This is a genomic window from Zhenpiania hominis, from assembly GCF_014333425.1.
Taxonomy (GTDB): domain Bacteria; phylum Bacillota; class Clostridia; order Peptostreptococcales; family Anaerovoracaceae; genus Hominibacterium; species Hominibacterium hominis.
Map to the genome: position 1 here is coordinate 1 of NZ_JACRYT010000032.1, position 13,550 is coordinate 13,550.

The 13,550-nt window shown below is 46.8% G+C and carries 17 protein-coding genes; all 17 read right to left on the bottom strand.

The genetic code is table 11. The annotated features are described in order from the left end of the window. Positions 1-188 precede the first annotated feature (188 nt). The gene (locus tag H9L42_RS15920) at positions 189-935 is read right to left on the bottom strand and encodes a hypothetical protein (RefSeq protein ID WP_187304393.1); all 747 of its coding nucleotides are present in this window, start codon (positions 933-935) and stop codon (positions 189-191) included. Between the two features lie 2 nt (positions 936-937). After that, positions 938-1,594 (bottom strand): putative phage tail protein, encoded by a 657-nt coding sequence (locus H9L42_RS15925; RefSeq protein WP_187304394.1) that lies wholly within the window; start codon positions 1,592-1,594, stop codon positions 938-940. Continuing rightward, positions 1,569-2,735 carry a baseplate J/gp47 family protein gene (locus tag H9L42_RS15930; protein WP_187304395.1) on the bottom strand — a complete coding sequence of 389 codons (1,167 nt, stop codon included), beginning with the start codon at positions 2,733-2,735 and terminating at the stop codon, positions 1,569-1,571. Before H9L42_RS15930 ends, H9L42_RS15925 begins: the two co-directional genes overlap by 26 nt. Next, positions 2,728-3,150 (bottom strand): DUF2634 domain-containing protein, encoded by a 423-nt coding sequence (locus tag H9L42_RS15935; protein WP_243235842.1) that lies wholly within the window; start codon positions 3,148-3,150, stop codon positions 2,728-2,730. Before H9L42_RS15935 ends, H9L42_RS15930 begins: the two co-directional genes overlap by 8 nt. Continuing rightward, a complete protein-coding gene (locus H9L42_RS15940; protein ID WP_187304396.1) occupies positions 3,147-3,413 on the bottom strand; it encodes a DUF2577 family protein in 267 nt (88 codons plus the stop codon). Before H9L42_RS15940 ends, H9L42_RS15935 begins: the two co-directional genes overlap by 4 nt. Continuing rightward, the gene (locus H9L42_RS15945; RefSeq protein WP_187304397.1) at positions 3,406-4,944 is read right to left on the bottom strand and encodes a M23 family metallopeptidase; all 1,539 of its coding nucleotides are present in this window, start codon (positions 4,942-4,944) and stop codon (positions 3,406-3,408) included. Before H9L42_RS15945 ends, H9L42_RS15940 begins: the two co-directional genes overlap by 8 nt. Before the next feature lie 10 nt (positions 4,945-4,954). Further along, on the bottom strand, positions 4,955-5,662 hold the full coding sequence (locus H9L42_RS15950) for a LysM peptidoglycan-binding domain-containing protein (protein ID WP_187304398.1): 708 nt from the start codon (positions 5,660-5,662) through the stop codon (positions 4,955-4,957). Then, positions 5,662-7,761 (bottom strand): tape measure protein, encoded by a 2,100-nt coding sequence (locus H9L42_RS15955; protein WP_187304399.1) that lies wholly within the window; start codon positions 7,759-7,761, stop codon positions 5,662-5,664. Before H9L42_RS15955 ends, H9L42_RS15950 begins: the two co-directional genes overlap by 1 nt. Before the next feature lie 456 nt (positions 7,762-8,217). Further along, the gene (locus tag H9L42_RS15960; protein ID WP_187304400.1) at positions 8,218-8,643 is read right to left on the bottom strand and encodes a phage tail assembly chaperone; all 426 of its coding nucleotides are present in this window, start codon (positions 8,641-8,643) and stop codon (positions 8,218-8,220) included. 5 nt (positions 8,644-8,648) lie between these two features. Beyond that, positions 8,649-9,125 carry a phage tail tube protein gene (locus H9L42_RS15965; protein ID WP_187304401.1) on the bottom strand — a complete coding sequence of 159 codons (477 nt, stop codon included), beginning with the start codon at positions 9,123-9,125 and terminating at the stop codon, positions 8,649-8,651. Positions 9,126-9,134: 9 nt separating this feature from the next. Then, positions 9,135-10,442 carry a phage tail sheath family protein gene (locus H9L42_RS15970; RefSeq protein WP_187304402.1) on the bottom strand — a complete coding sequence of 436 codons (1,308 nt, stop codon included), beginning with the start codon at positions 10,440-10,442 and terminating at the stop codon, positions 9,135-9,137. Next, positions 10,443-10,625 carry a hypothetical protein gene (locus H9L42_RS15975; protein WP_187304403.1) on the bottom strand — a complete coding sequence of 61 codons (183 nt, stop codon included), beginning with the start codon at positions 10,623-10,625 and terminating at the stop codon, positions 10,443-10,445. Positions 10,626-10,629: 4 nt separating this feature from the next. Then, the gene (locus H9L42_RS15980) at positions 10,630-11,052 is read right to left on the bottom strand and encodes a phage tail terminator family protein (RefSeq protein WP_187304404.1); all 423 of its coding nucleotides are present in this window, start codon (positions 11,050-11,052) and stop codon (positions 10,630-10,632) included. Then, positions 11,049-11,609, bottom strand: coding sequence for an HK97 gp10 family phage protein (locus H9L42_RS15985; protein ID WP_187304405.1), 561 nt, complete (start codon positions 11,607-11,609; stop codon positions 11,049-11,051). Before H9L42_RS15985 ends, H9L42_RS15980 begins: the two co-directional genes overlap by 4 nt. Then, positions 11,609-11,971, bottom strand: a complete 363-nt coding sequence (locus tag H9L42_RS15990) for a hypothetical protein (RefSeq protein WP_187304406.1) — start codon at positions 11,969-11,971, stop codon at positions 11,609-11,611. The genes H9L42_RS15985 and H9L42_RS15990 overlap by 1 nt, the downstream gene beginning before the upstream one ends. After that, complete coding sequence (locus H9L42_RS15995; RefSeq protein ID WP_187304407.1) at positions 11,965-12,339, bottom strand: head-tail connector protein; 375 nt, start codon at positions 12,337-12,339, stop codon at positions 11,965-11,967. Before H9L42_RS15995 ends, H9L42_RS15990 begins: the two co-directional genes overlap by 7 nt. A 1-nt stretch (position 12,340) precedes the next feature. Beyond that, on the bottom strand, positions 12,341-13,423 hold the full coding sequence (locus H9L42_RS16000; RefSeq protein WP_187304408.1) for a major capsid protein: 1,083 nt from the start codon (positions 13,421-13,423) through the stop codon (positions 12,341-12,343). Between the last annotated feature and the right edge of the window lie 127 nt (positions 13,424-13,550).

Consider the following 13,550-nt stretch of genomic DNA (forward strand, 5'->3'; position numbering starts at 1 on the left):
TCTTCTGAAATATTTACAACGGAATATTGCTCACCGCTTTCATCCACGATCTGCATCTTCCCCGCAAGCCCGTCAATTCTTTCCGGAAAGTTCATTGCAGGAATCTGTCCTTCGCTTCCTTCCTTTGCTCGTAAGGAATCCGCAATATCGGTAAAAAGCGTAGTTAGTTGACTCATAATCTCACCTCCTTAATAGGACGCATTCAGCGCCGCTGTGATATTTGTATTGATTGCGTCTGTGATTTTTTGATCGGTTTCAGTTTTTGTATAAACCTCTGTCTTTGCATACGTCTCCGTTTTTGTGTAAACATCCACTTTTTTTGGATAGGCTGCATCGGTTTCCGTCTTCGTATAGACGTCAGCCTTTTTTGCATACGGTTCCAGCTGAGCCGATATATCAATGCTGTCAAATTCCTCCCGCAGATCTTCCAGATCGGATTTTTTTGCATAACGCTGATCGGCCTGCTCCACTGTCAGCTTCCCCGCCTCATTTAGCACCACCTCAACCTTATCCGCATTGGCTACGTTCACGGCAAGATTAAAGTCAATCGAAAAGCCCGGAGCATCCCCCTCAGATGGAACCGGCTCACCGGTGTCCCGCGTAAGCTGTGCGACCAGGTATAGGATTTCCCCCACATCCGGGTCCTGCGCGTATACGCCCACTTGAAAGAGTTCATAGCCCGTTTCCAGCCCAGCATTGCTCAAGAACACCGGAATCGTTAGAGTGGTGTTTTCCGATCCGGAAACTGGATGAATCAAGTCTTTCAGTTCCAACGTTTGCACTGGCTCGCTGACACTCGTTAAAGCTGCAAGCTGCGCCTGCTCCACCTTCCCCGCGCCGGACATGGCCTTTGTCAGCTTCAGCGTCAACTCGCTGTTTGGCAGCTTCTGATCCAGCGCAAGGCCGGCGGTTGTTTTAATCATGTAAAAATCCAAAGTTATACCTCCTTAATCGGCTGCTTTATGCGGCTGCACAAAGAGCTGCCGTAATAGGTTGTTTCTTGCATATCGTAATCTCTTGAAATGACGGACATCGGTATCTGATAATTCCGTTTCATGCTGACGGCTCCGGCGGTGTAGAGCGTATGCTCCGGTTCAAAGTGATTAAACAAGACTGCAAAATAGACCATATTTGCCGGAACCATCTGTTTGCTGAGCAAATTAACCGACCGAAGCATCGCTAGATTCTCCCCGCCGGTCGGCTGCGCCGCCCGAATCCGAACACCCAGATAATATTCATTTGCCTTCAGCGTAATCTCTACATTCTCAGCGCCGCAGAGCTCGTAAAGAAGCTCGCGATACTGCCGAATGGTATAAGGCAATGAAGTGGTTTCTTTCATCTTGACCGCAAAGCGCCGTTCTTCCAAGGTTGCATTTGGCTCTGGAATCACTCCATACATCTGCTCCCTGTGTTCGATCCCCGAAAGGGTTGCCGTGTCTACAAACAAATCCGAGAGCAGTGCGTCAATTCTCTCAAGGATTACATCCAGTTCCGTCTGAGCAAGAGACGTAGTAACCTGATATTCCCGATAATGCTGCAGGAAGTCCGGAAGGTAATCCAGCAGCCGTTTATGTGGTTGTAATTCCTTCAACATATGTAAACTCTCCCATAACCGGCACCTGATGTGGTTCCAGTTCGATATTTCGTTCGTTTCCATTCACCGTCAGCACCTGCACATCTAAAATCTGTGGCAGGCTGAGCAGCTTGTTTTCTATATAGCTTTTCCGTACCACTGAACCGGTTTCGAAATCCGCTTCGCCCCATTCCTGCCGGACCGTCAAAAGATATTCTTCGACCGCCGCTTTCATTGTCTCCTCAGACGTTTCCTGTGTTGCGCCCCCTGTATAGGCAACTTCGATTTCCAGATTCATCAAAACCGCCTCGGCAGCTACAACCGTTACCACATGCCCGATTGGCGCAAGCCCCTTGCCTTCCCCCTGGTTCTGTTCCGGATCAATCAGTGTCTGAAGTTCTTCTACGACCCGTTCGTCCGGCACTGAAAAAGATTGATTCAAAATCACCAGCTTGACGGTTCCTCCGCCATTCCACACTGGATAGACCTTTACCCCGCCAATCCCCGGCTGGGCCAGCACCTTACTTTTGTAATCCGCGATATTGCCGCCGAAGGCCTGACTGTCGATACTGTCAAAATACCGCTGCCGGAAGGCTTCCACATCCTCCTCTTCTACAGCCTGTTCCAGGATTCCGATAATTTCAGACGTTTCCAAATTCGCTGCATCGTCATTCCCATTGGTTTCGTCTAAGATCAGTTGTCCGGACGGGACGTTCCCATCCAGCCCCGCTGTCTCACATTCCAACTCGTAGAGGCCATCTTCGATTTTTTTCGTAACCACATAGGCAAGCTCCGTGTCCACCAGATAGAACCGGCAGCCCAGTACATCGATGCTGCTCGGAAGAAATCGCCCCTTCACGACTGCCCGAGTTGCTTCTTTATAAGAAATCCCCCGTTCAGATGCCCTGCGGATTAAATAATCCAGACTGGCGGTATCCGCAAAGCCCTCATCTAAGACCAGTTTCAGTTCCTGGTAAAGCAGAGACAGCTCAATCGCAATGGGAGCCAGTGCATTGTAAATCAGACTGCCTTCCCGTTTATCAATATCGCTCGGAACATTTTCTAAAATCCGCTCTTCAATGGCCTCAATCGCTTCATCTTCGTCGATTTCATCGTAATCCGTTGCTGTCTCATCATAGAGAATGTCCAGATCTTCATCCATTTAAATTCACCTCCTTTTCGATTTCTGTTGTACCAAAAATGGTTTCCACCTCAAAGGTAACAACGACGGTTCCGTGCCTGACTTCCTGGAAGCGAAACTGATCCACTGTCAGGATGCGATCATCGGCAAGCAAAGCTTCTTTGATATTGTCCTGCAAATTAACACAGGCCAGTTGAATTGGCTGTCCAATTAATTGTTTTAACTCCACACCGTAATCTTCACTGTACATCTCATACTGATACCGTTCTGTATTCAAGATGCAGTAAATTGTCTGTCTGATTGCTTCCTGTTCATCGATCATTCCAATGATTCGATGATTGCTTTCGTTTAGTCGGAAGGTTTTAGAGGTTTCTTCTTCTGCTTCTACCGCCTGCATGTCTGCATCAATCGGTAGCTCCTCATAAACCGGAATCATGGCTTCACCACCTTATCTAAAATCAGAAAACGCTGTCCGCCCTGCATACGGAGAACCGCCACTTTATCGCCTTTTTCCAACCCACTTTTTGCAGCTTGTGTAGGGACCAGATAATCTTCATCCACGATCTGCCCATTCTCTGTTTTCATCTTCAGCGGGCTTAACGAGGTAATCGTTGCAAACAAAGTTTCCTGAGGCCGGGTTGACTTCACCGCCTCAATGGCAACCCGCTTAATCGTATTAATAAAATCATACTCATTCACTAAACTCACCTCGTATTCCAGCCAGAGTCAGATCCATTGTGTGTTCATCCAGGGAAAAGGTATGTTTGACCTGCTCCACCACCATATAATTGGAGATTTTCTTGTCTCCCAGTTTCAAATTGACAACAACCGACGACCCGCCGCGCACCCGGGTATCTCCAAAGCACCCTTTTAGCGTCAGTTTTCTTTGTTCAATTCCGTAATACTGGGCCAGCACCTTTGCTTTTTCCTGAATATCCTTTTTCGTCGTCTCATCTGTTTTTTCCACATAGGTCAGGATTCCCCATTTTTTCTGCTTGGCAGTACTGTTCCGAACATAAACTTCTCGGACGCCGGTCTGGTCATTATCCTTATACAGCTTGATGCAGGTATAGGTATCTCCATCAATCGTGGACTCATAGTCAAAACTCTCCATCGTTTCAACATCCAGATAGAGGTTCAGTTTCATGTTTGCAATGTTCCGCAGCGTCAGCTTGCCGAAATTGTCATATAGCACATATAGTTTTTTCTTGTGCGCAACCGTCAGATCTGACGCATTTCCGAGAATGTCAAATAAGGTTCCCTCTTCCATACGCTGTGGAATGACATATTTGGTATTCGCAATGGTCCCTGTTTTCAGTTTATATTTTTTCGCAATCATCCTGAGCACCTGCGAATAGGTCTTTTTCTTGTAGGACAGCACGTCTTTATTCTTCAGATAACGCAGCTGGTCGTAACAGGTCAGTGTTACCAGGTCCGAATCTTTTCGGGAATAGGTAAAGACAAAACCAAAAAAGATATTTTTCCCGTTCATGCGAAACCGGACCGGACTTCCTTTTTTGATTTTCATGACGTTATCCTGCACCACATTGAAGGTCAGTTTTCCAGGCGTACCTTTCCGGTGCCACTCCAGATTAATGTCCCCCTCAATCGACGGCATGAACACCTTGCTTCCATTTTGGATTAGGAGTTCATACCCTTTATTGAGAACCGTACCCTTGTTCAGAAGACTTCGATTCTGGGAAGCAGCTTTGCCGGTTGTGGACTTGACTTTCACGGTTGTAATGTCTTTTGTTGTTTTTTTTGTGCTCCCAGATCCGGAACTTCCGGTTGTGGTTCCCCCACTTCCTGAGGAAGATCCAACTTCGCCGGAAAAGTTTGCAAGAGTATCGCCGGAACTGACATAATTCAATGGGTTACGATCTGTACCGTTAAATCGCAATTCAAAATGAAGATGCGGTCCGGTTGAGTGACCGGTACTTCCGATTTTCGCGATCTGCTGCCCCGCACTAACCTGATCGCCAACGGAAACATTAATAGAGCTACAGTGGGCATACCTAGAAGAAACTCCATCCGCATGTATGATATAGACTGCCAATCCATAAGAACCATTCCAACCAGCCTCCTTCACTCTCCCTGCTCTGGTTGCTACAATTTTGTTACCTGTACTGATTGCAATATCCACGCCCATATGGTGTCCGTAAGAACGCGGAGTACCCCACGGACATGAAATTCTCCCTCCAGCCGGAACCGGCCAAATGTAAGCTCCCATTATCCACCTCCTACTTTTTCGGCAACTTCAATTTTGTCCCCGGATAAATCCAATGACCGTTGGAACTGCTTTTTCTTCCATGATTCTTTGCTGCTTTTTCAATAACGGATTTGTTTAGTTTGTAGATTTCTTTCCATCGGCTGGCCTTACCCAATTTCTTTTTAGAGATATTCCATAGACAGTCCCCGCTCTTTACGGTATAAGTACCACCGGTCTTTTTCCCTACGTTGCTTCGCTGTTTCTTTTCATCTGTTGTCGTATTTCCACCTTTTTTCTTTTTAAACTTTACCTTTTTGGTTCCGTAATCGACATACTGCTTCAGATTGAGCGAAGCTGTAATGTCGATCCCCTCCTCAGCATCTTCCTTCAGGCTGTAATCCTCCAGGGTGACAGACATGGAAAAGTCATACCCCAGAACACGAGTTGGCAGCTTTCTTAATACGACAAGCCTGAACACCTTCCCTTCTGTTTTTAGCTTTTCCAGTTGCGAAATATATACAGAAGGTTTCTGAAAGGTTCCACTTGGATAAATCGCAAAAGGATAGACGATTCCCGGAAGCAGAAGGTCCATCGTTATATCCGTCAGACCAGGCGTCTTAATTCGGTTGACTTCCCCTTCATTGGCCAGAGTAATCGTTTCATTCTGGCTGTTGATTTTCGTAGTAATCGAAGAAGGTGCCACAGGGTAAACCACATCATCCAGATAAACCTCATACATTATTCATGCACCCCCTCCGCAGAGGATAAAAACGCTTCCTCCACCTTCTTTGTAAAGGTATTGATGAACCCGTCAATGTCTTTGTCTTTATCATTAATCTGGTTCGTCATGCCAGTCATATCCACCTTGACATGTGTTGTAGTAATCTTGTTGATCGCCGCCCTCTCTGCAAGCTGCCGTATCAGCTTCAAGTCTTCGGAGCTACTTTGGACAGCATCGTTAATCTTGCTTGTATTTTTGTCAATGTTTCCTACATTTTTGCCGATACCGCTGCCTGCTGTAGAATTGCCTAAACCTGCTACTTTATTCCCAATGCTATTATCGAATTTTGATCTAATCGATTCCGCCGCAGAAGATCCTTTGCTGTACCCCCAGTTGTAAGCTCCTGAATAGGATTTTCTGTCCATATAGTAATCCTGCGGATTAATTTTCTGAACCTCCTCCTGGTATTTTCCATTTCCGACTGATTCTGCCCACCCATTTACTTTATCAATCCATCCGTTTATGGTAGAGACATAATCGGTATCAAAGATGGCATCTAGTGCGCTTGCTAATGCACTTAGCATATTCAGTGCGGTCTCACAAAAGCTTGCAAGCAAATGTGCCGCAGAGCCAAGCGGATCTCTAAGGAAATTCGCGAAAAAATTGGCAAATCCCGCAAGAAAATTCCATAAAGAAGCAAATAAGGAAATGGCCCCGTTAACAAGTCCTGCAAATAAATTCCAAATAAAGGCTCCCGCCGTTGCCAACGCCCCAACAATCACTCCAGTTGCGCTGATTGTTTTGTTTTGAACCTTGTTAATGACTGCAATCACAATATAAATCGCTGCGATAACCGCTATAATCAATAATAAAATCCAAGTAAGCGGACAAGCATATAACGCAGCATTGAATGAAAGCTGGGCTGTTGTCATTCCTACTGTAGCGGCTGTTTCTGCCGCAGTTGCTGTACCATGTGCCACCGCCTGAACTGCAGCAATCCGTTTTAATGTATTTGAAATACCTTGCTGAACGTTATTTATGATGAGCGCGCCGGTATAGATTCCAAGCGCAACCGCAGCCATCCCCACGATCGGCGCAATCAGCGACCAGTTGTCCGCAATAAATCCGCCCACCGAAGCAACTACCTCGAAAATCTGCACAACAACTCCCGCCACGGTAGATAGTCCCGCAATCATCCCGTCTACCATGCTGGCAAACTGCGGGCTGTTCGCCAGATCTGACAGTCGATTAAACACCGGCTGGAAGGCCATCAATGCCTGATTCTTCATACTCTGCGCAATCTGTCCGAACGTCATTGGCATGGATTCAAATTTCTTATTTGTTTCATCTGCCGCCGCCAGCATTGCATTTTTTACAATCTCTGCCGTGATTTCTCCGTCAGCCGCCATTTCTCGTATCTGGCCAATTGGTTTGTTCAGATAATCCGCTATGGACTGAATCATGGTTGGTGCATTCTCAAAGATTGAGTTAAGTTCCTCTCCACGTAGCACGCCTGCACCCATTGCCTGGGTTAGCTGCAGCATTGCCGCTGCCTGCCCTTCCTGCGACGTTCCGGCAATGGTAAACTGCTTATTAACCTGCTCCATAAAAGCAATCAGTTCATCATTACTGCTGAACGCCTCACCTGCCAGAAGTCCCATCTTACTAACTGCGTCTGCCGTGGCCTGATAGGACCCGCGGGAAGCCTGGGCGGACTGGAAAATCTTCTGTTGCAGTTCTTCCGTACTTTGCAGCCCATCATTCATCAAATTCAATCTGGCCGTTGTCAAAGTTAGCTCATCGGAAAGCCCCATGACGCTTTTTAAGCCCTGCAGGCCTGCATACGCCCCGACCAGTCCCACAACCTTTGAAGTTAATCCACTAAATCTGGAACTCTGCTGTTCTACAACCTGATTATTCTCCTGGAGTTGCTGCTGCATCTGCATCAGTCCTGCATTGGCTTCCGCTACTTCCTGCCGGATTCCTCCAAAGTTGACATTTGCCGCATTATCCAGGCGTTCAAAGGAACTGATGGTCATATTCATCGCATTGTTGATATGCTGCAGGGTTCCGGAAACGGCGTCATTAAGTTGTATCATAGTACTGATTTTTGCCACAGTATTCACCCCTTTTTATAAATAAAAAGACAGCCCTTTCAGACTGTCTCAAATTTCTTGATTTCTTTGAAAGACGCGCATATAATAAAGACAAGAACAGGTGAAACCGTTGAAAACGGCTAGCCGTGCTAGTTAAAAAATAACCGCGCACTTGCTACGGAGGCGGTTATTTTTTTATGTACTCAAAAGGCTAACCGCTTTCGTCACCTAATTTTTGTCTTCGCCTTATTATACAACAATGCACTGTTCGATTCCTGCAACCTCATTTCTTAAGCTTTGCTTTCCGCTCAGCTTCTTCCATTGCTTTCTTATGATCCTCGGATGTCACCTGAATCGATGCGATAATAAAGGCTCGGCTTTTGTAGTCCAATTCCAGAAAGTCCCTCGGAAGAATCTTTAATTCCTGCAGGCAATAATGGGCATAGACCGCTTCTGCGTCCGGGTTATCCCCGGCAATTAGTTTTTTGCCACTTCAATCTCCTTTTCAATATCGTAGTCATTCAGCTTTGTTACAAAGGCCGCCAGCTCATCGTATTCCCCCGGGCTGTCCACCATCTCTTGCAGCAGATCTCCCGGCGTTTTTACACCATAACTGTCCTGCAGCTCCGCATTGAGTAGATTCGGATTGACAACAGACGCGCAAATCATATCTCGATTCACGCCTGCGACATTCACGCGGTTTCGGAACATACCCGGCTTTCCTGGAATCTGCACTTCAACGGTATTGTTCTCTCGAATATCCTCTACCTCTCTGGAGGTCAGTCTCCGAAACTCCCACTTGAGCGGCTCACCATTTTCATCGCACAGACTGCTCGTCGGTGCATAGAATTGATGTTCTTTCTGCTTCTTATTCTCTTTAAAATATGCTCTGATGTCGTTCATCTTTCTTACCTCATTCCCTGTAATTCTTTAAAGGCTTCCGCCAGATTGCAGCTTTCAAACGTACCATTAAAGGTTTCGTCCAGTCGGTCGCCCGTAATGTCAAACTTCGCGATTACTGCCTCATCCAAATTGCAGCCGGTAAAGACAACCGTCTGTCTTCCGGCCTTTGAGGTTTTATCCTCGTTCGTAACCTGGATTTCAAAATAGACATCCTGACCAGTATTCATAAACTCAATCATCTTCTGTTTTAAAATAGAGCTGACATAATAAGCCGTTCCCGTAAAAGTGCCCGATGCACCAGTTGCCCGACTTCCGTCCATTGGGTTGCCAAGAATCGGAATATTTGTCTTATTTTTTGTAATTTTTGCTTCAAAGTCGATCATATGCATGAAGTTGTACCGATTCCCGTCAATCGTAACATAGCATTCTGCAAGCTTTGCCGAGATGGTATCGGAAGTCAACATCTTAACATTGTTTCCCATAGTCCCTCCTTATCCGACCACACAGGTCATATACAGCTTTTCCATTGCGCCAGGAACCATAACGGACGCATTTACCACAACTGAGCGCCGCTGCTCGCCGCTTTCCACCTGCACATCCTCATCTGTGAAATCCGTAATTGCATGAAGGTTCTGTAGTTCGACCATGTGAGCCACGATATCCGCCCACAAGGAAATCTGTCCGCTACGGTCATTCATTACTTTTCCGATATACTTCTGTGCAAAGATGGACGCGGTAAAAATAGCAATATCATCGATAACCCGAATCGTCAGGTTGTCTTTAAAGATTTCACCCTTATCTTCCGTCTCGGTTGTCAGGCTGTTAATGTCCACCAGAACGTGGGTTTCCCCGTCAACATCGTGGAAAGTAAACTCTCCAGCCAGAATGGCATCTTCCAGTTCGCTCTGGGTATATGCTGTGTCGATAGTAAATTCCCCGTCATAATTTTTATTGGTATTGGATTCATAAGCTTCTGCTCCTGCAACTGTTCCGGTTACCCAAAATACCGCCGATGCCTCGCTCCAATCGGTGTCGGTTGTCTGATTTTTGACATTCACGACACCCTCGTAGTCCGCGGCCTTATTATAAACCACGACCTGCAGTTTTCTTCCAACCTCATCACGCATACGGGCTGCAAAATTGCAATACAACTCCTTTGCATCATCATCTGTCGTAACCGCCCCAATGGCATTTACCGTATAGGATTCAATTGCATCCAAAAATGCCTGATGTCCTTCTCCGGTCACAGTTCCATTTGTACCTCCGGATAATTCGGTCGTTGCTTTCACAGAAAGCGCCCCGGCCCCCTTCCACTTTACATACGCGTTTGGCTCTAACTCTTCATATGTTTTTGCTGTCTGTTGATCCATAATCTCAGCTCCCAGAAGGGTCAGGACATCAAAACTCTGCTCGTCATCCACATTCTGCTGAATGGAAATTTTTAAGTCATTTCCTCTCGTTCCGCTATAGATTGCCTCTGCAATTTCGTTGCTGGCTTTTGTTCCCCCTTTATTTAGTCGATACACATACAAGGTTGTCGCATTCCGGAACACATCTCGGATCCCTTTCATCTTTTCGTGGGTATACGGATATCCGAACAACTCCTGACAATCACCGCGGATACGATCTAGTGTTACGCTAAACAGTTCACCTTCTTTTCCCCAGTCCAATTCCAGTCCCATTGCCGCATATCCACGCTCTGCAGCATAAGAGCCTCCGGTGTCTGCGGAAATAAAGTTGATATACGCACCTGGCAAGATTTTTGTCTGCGAATAAAACATTCCTCCGCCTAAAGCCATTTACTTCACCTCTCTTTTCAAAAATGCCAAAAGAACTGCGTCCACCTGCTTTAGAGTGTAAGATTCCCCATCATTCAGCAGAGCACGGAGCAGGTCCCTCCTGTTTTTATATTTCTTTGATTCTAAAATCTGCTGTTTCGTAAAGCTCATTGTCTGGACCGCTTCTTCTCTCTTTTCTTCCATCGTTTCACCCTCTTGCATCAATTTGCATTTTTAGTAACTCCATATATTCTTTTGCCTGCTGCTTCCGAAGTAGAAGCCGGTATCGTACCTGAAACTGTAGCACATCGTCTACGATTTCGCCTTCCATTTCTTCCCCTCGCCGTAGTCTGTCATCTGCCTCGATATATTCCAGTGCCTGATAGAGCTGAAACTGAACCTCCATACATTCGTTTCGTGCTTCCTGTGTACTTGGGAAATACTGCACCAGAAAGAGATGGTCAAATTCATACGTTTCATTTAGCTGTTGCTCCATGCTTGCATGTACCAGAGTAATCAAAAAGCAAGGCTCTGTCAGTCCCTGCTCGACATTCTCAATATAGATTTCATAGGCATCGCCAAACTCCGCGTGAATTGCCGCAGCAATACCGTTTGTCAGTTTGTTAATCATCCAAACACCTCCCGGAGCTTTGCTTCCAGCTTTTTCTGTAAGAAGGCCGGTGCGATGGACTGGATTTCCTGTGCAGAAATGGTCATCATGAGACGTCCCTTCACCCAGCCGTTTCCACCTCTGGTTCGGTGTCCATACTCCACATAACTAGCATATTCGACTGGATTCACCAGTTCAACAACATAAGAGTCGCCCTTCTTTTCTACACGCAGGCTATTTGCATACCCATTTGCGTTTTCCGAAATACTTCCTTTTCCGTAGACTTGTTTCTGCGTTCCAGTTCCTCCTATACCGCCCTCACCACCACCGAATAGGGCAGTATACATAGCAGTTTTCTCGTCACTGGTTGTCCAACCTCTCCGTAAGGTTCCACCCACCTTTCCGGAATCACTTGGATATTGCCCGACCGGCGTCCGCTTAATCGCCTTCCGCAGCAGTCGCGCCGCAAGTTCTTTTGCGCATTGTTCGAAGAATTCGTCTTTAAAGGATTGGTTCATCTGCTCAACTTGTTTTTGCAGTTCTCGCAGTTCCTTAAAGTCACATTTCCCGCTCCTCATCACGCCCACCTTTCAAACAGCTCCAGCATAATTTCCTGATGAACCGAATAGACTGCCGGTTTACCGGACTGCCGATACGCTGTCTCAATGCCTTCGTGCAGAACAAGAATTTTTGAGCCTTCCGGAATAGTCCGATTCTTATCGCAAAGAAGCTTGATTCCCTGTGTAAGGCCTGCCGCCTCCTGCTGGTCGGTTGCCTGCAGCGTCTTAAAAATAATTTTGCACGGCTCACCCTTTATGGTCTCAACATCCTCAAACCCGGTTATGCCGTTTTCCTTCTTTACCTTCCGATGCTCAATTACCGTCATGGTGTCCCGCCACAGGGACTTCACGGCCTGCTCTGCCAGTTTCATGTCTACCATTTCAACCTCCGATACGCCATCAGGTCCTGATCGGTCCCCCGCAAAGTCTGGATCAGAGTGGTGAGCCGATCCGACGCGGACGCGTTGTCCATAAAGGACACTTTTACATCGCCTTCGCTGATGGACTTAATTGCCGCGTCAACCGGAAATATCTCCGCATCCAGTTTACCAAGATTCTGCATTTGATACAGATATTCTCCGCAGACCATATCTACCGCGGTATAAAAAAGGTCCTCCGGAACCTCGTCAATGTTGCAGAAGTTCCGGATTTTTTCTTTCACCAGTTCCACGATAAAGGCAATCGCCGGACCGTCAACGGCTACCCCAAAGGATTCCAGACGAGCCTGAGCTTCCTGCAAGATATCCATATTAGCCCCTCGAAATGATTCTGGCAATCGGAATCACCTTATCATCGATGGTGTTCGTTCCGTCGTTAACCAGGCCCCAGTTTGCCGCCGTTTCCAGCTCCGCATTGGTTGGGGAATTGTTGGCCTGCGAGGTTTTCAGGTAAGAAATACCGGAAACCGATACTGCGTTTCTGCGTCTGGTAATCAGGGTATCTTCTCCGCCGCGGGTCTTCGGGTCACGCATCATTTCATATGGAACCTTTGCTCCGACTTCTTCCCAGCCGAATGCGCCGTCTCCTAACAGATAGGTTGTGTAAAGAGTCTGCTCTCCTCCGGTTGTTCCCACACTCTTGGTTTCGGTCGGCATGGAATCGTCAATCAGAACCAGGCGACCATTCCAGGTTGCCATGCTCAGGTCACGCTGCACGCCGTTTGCATCGGTATACTTCAGGTAGTTCAGCAGATTCATGTTCTCTAGATTGGTGGCGATTACCGAATGCATCAGCACCAAACTGAATTTTGACTTGTGATCCCCGGAAGCCTGCTGAATCGCGTTGTTAAGTGTGGTCGGGCCTACCAGGTTCGCATCGGTTGTTTTTACGTCTGCGGAACCGATGTCCAGCGTGTGTTTGTCCACAAACTCCTTATTCTTTTTCGCCAGTCCGGAAGAACCGGTCATACTGAAAATACCTTTCAGAATCGAAAGGATAATCCCCTGATCCACTGCGTTCCAATATTCTGTAATCTGCTGGCGCACATTCGCCATAAAGTCTACGCCACCGGTTACATCAAAGGAAAAGTCCGCCTCGGTCCATCCCATCATTCTGCCGTAAGTAAACACGCCCTGTTCAAAGGTTGTTGTCGCTTCCGGCTCCAGGTCGGTCACGCCATCATAGTTCTGTGCGTCTCCGCTGATCAGTCCGTAGTACGGAATGGTCGCATACACCGCCCCGGTCTGCGTGTTGTTTTTAAAGACATCTGCCAGTCTTGCATCTCCCGCAACCGCGCGGGATTTCCGCAGTTCATTTAACTTTGTGTTCGGAATCGATTCCATGTACTTCGCAAATGCCTGCGGATTAAATGTTTTTGAATCAAACTTTGCCATTTACTTCTCCTGGTATATTGTAATTGACTCATTTAGCAAGTCATCTACAAGATACACTGGTATATTGTAATTGACTCATTTAGCAAGTCATCTACAAGATACACTTTCCTTTCTATCAACCTTCTTC

What these genes read in the sequence shown, in the direction of transcription:
- H9L42_RS16000 (WP_187304408.1), bottom strand. Translation starts at nt 13,423, where the DNA reads ATGGCAAAGTTTGATTCAAAAACATTTAATCCGCAGGCATTTGCGAAG.
- H9L42_RS15975 (WP_187304403.1), bottom strand. Translation starts at nt 10,625, where the DNA reads ATGGAAGAAAAGAGAGAAGAAGCGGTCCAGACAATGAGCTTTACGAAA.
- H9L42_RS15930 (WP_187304395.1), bottom strand. Translation starts at nt 2,735, where the DNA reads ATGGATGAAGATCTGGACATTCTCTATGATGAGACAGCAACGGATTAC.
- H9L42_RS15965 (WP_187304401.1), bottom strand. Translation starts at nt 9,125, where the DNA reads ATGGGAAACAATGTTAAGATGTTGACTTCCGATACCATCTCGGCAAAG.
- H9L42_RS15925 (WP_187304394.1), bottom strand. Translation starts at nt 1,594, where the DNA reads ATGTTGAAGGAATTACAACCACATAAACGGCTGCTGGATTACCTTCCG.
- H9L42_RS15985 (WP_187304405.1), bottom strand. Translation starts at nt 11,609, where the DNA reads ATGAGGAGCGGGAAATGTGACTTTAAGGAACTGCGAGAACTGCAAAAA.
- H9L42_RS15980 (WP_187304404.1), bottom strand. Translation starts at nt 11,052, where the DNA reads ATGATTAACAAACTGACAAACGGTATTGCTGCGGCAATTCACGCGGAG.
- H9L42_RS15990 (WP_187304406.1), bottom strand. Translation starts at nt 11,971, where the DNA reads ATGGTAGACATGAAACTGGCAGAGCAGGCCGTGAAGTCCCTGTGGCGG.
- H9L42_RS15935 (WP_243235842.1), bottom strand. Translation starts at nt 3,150, where the DNA reads ATGATTCCGGTTTATGAGGAGCTACCGATTGATGCAGACATGCAGGCG.
- H9L42_RS15945 (WP_187304397.1), bottom strand. Translation starts at nt 4,944, where the DNA reads ATGGGAGCTTACATTTGGCCGGTTCCGGCTGGAGGGAGAATTTCATGT.
- H9L42_RS15970 (WP_187304402.1), bottom strand. Translation starts at nt 10,442, where the DNA reads ATGGCTTTAGGCGGAGGAATGTTTTATTCGCAGACAAAAATCTTGCCA.
- H9L42_RS15950 (WP_187304398.1), bottom strand. Translation starts at nt 5,662, where the DNA reads ATGTATGAGGTTTATCTGGATGATGTGGTTTACCCTGTGGCACCTTCT.
- H9L42_RS15960 (WP_187304400.1), bottom strand. Translation starts at nt 8,643, where the DNA reads ATGAACGACATCAGAGCATATTTTAAAGAGAATAAGAAGCAGAAAGAA.
- H9L42_RS15995 (WP_187304407.1), bottom strand. Translation starts at nt 12,339, where the DNA reads ATGGATATCTTGCAGGAAGCTCAGGCTCGTCTGGAATCCTTTGGGGTA.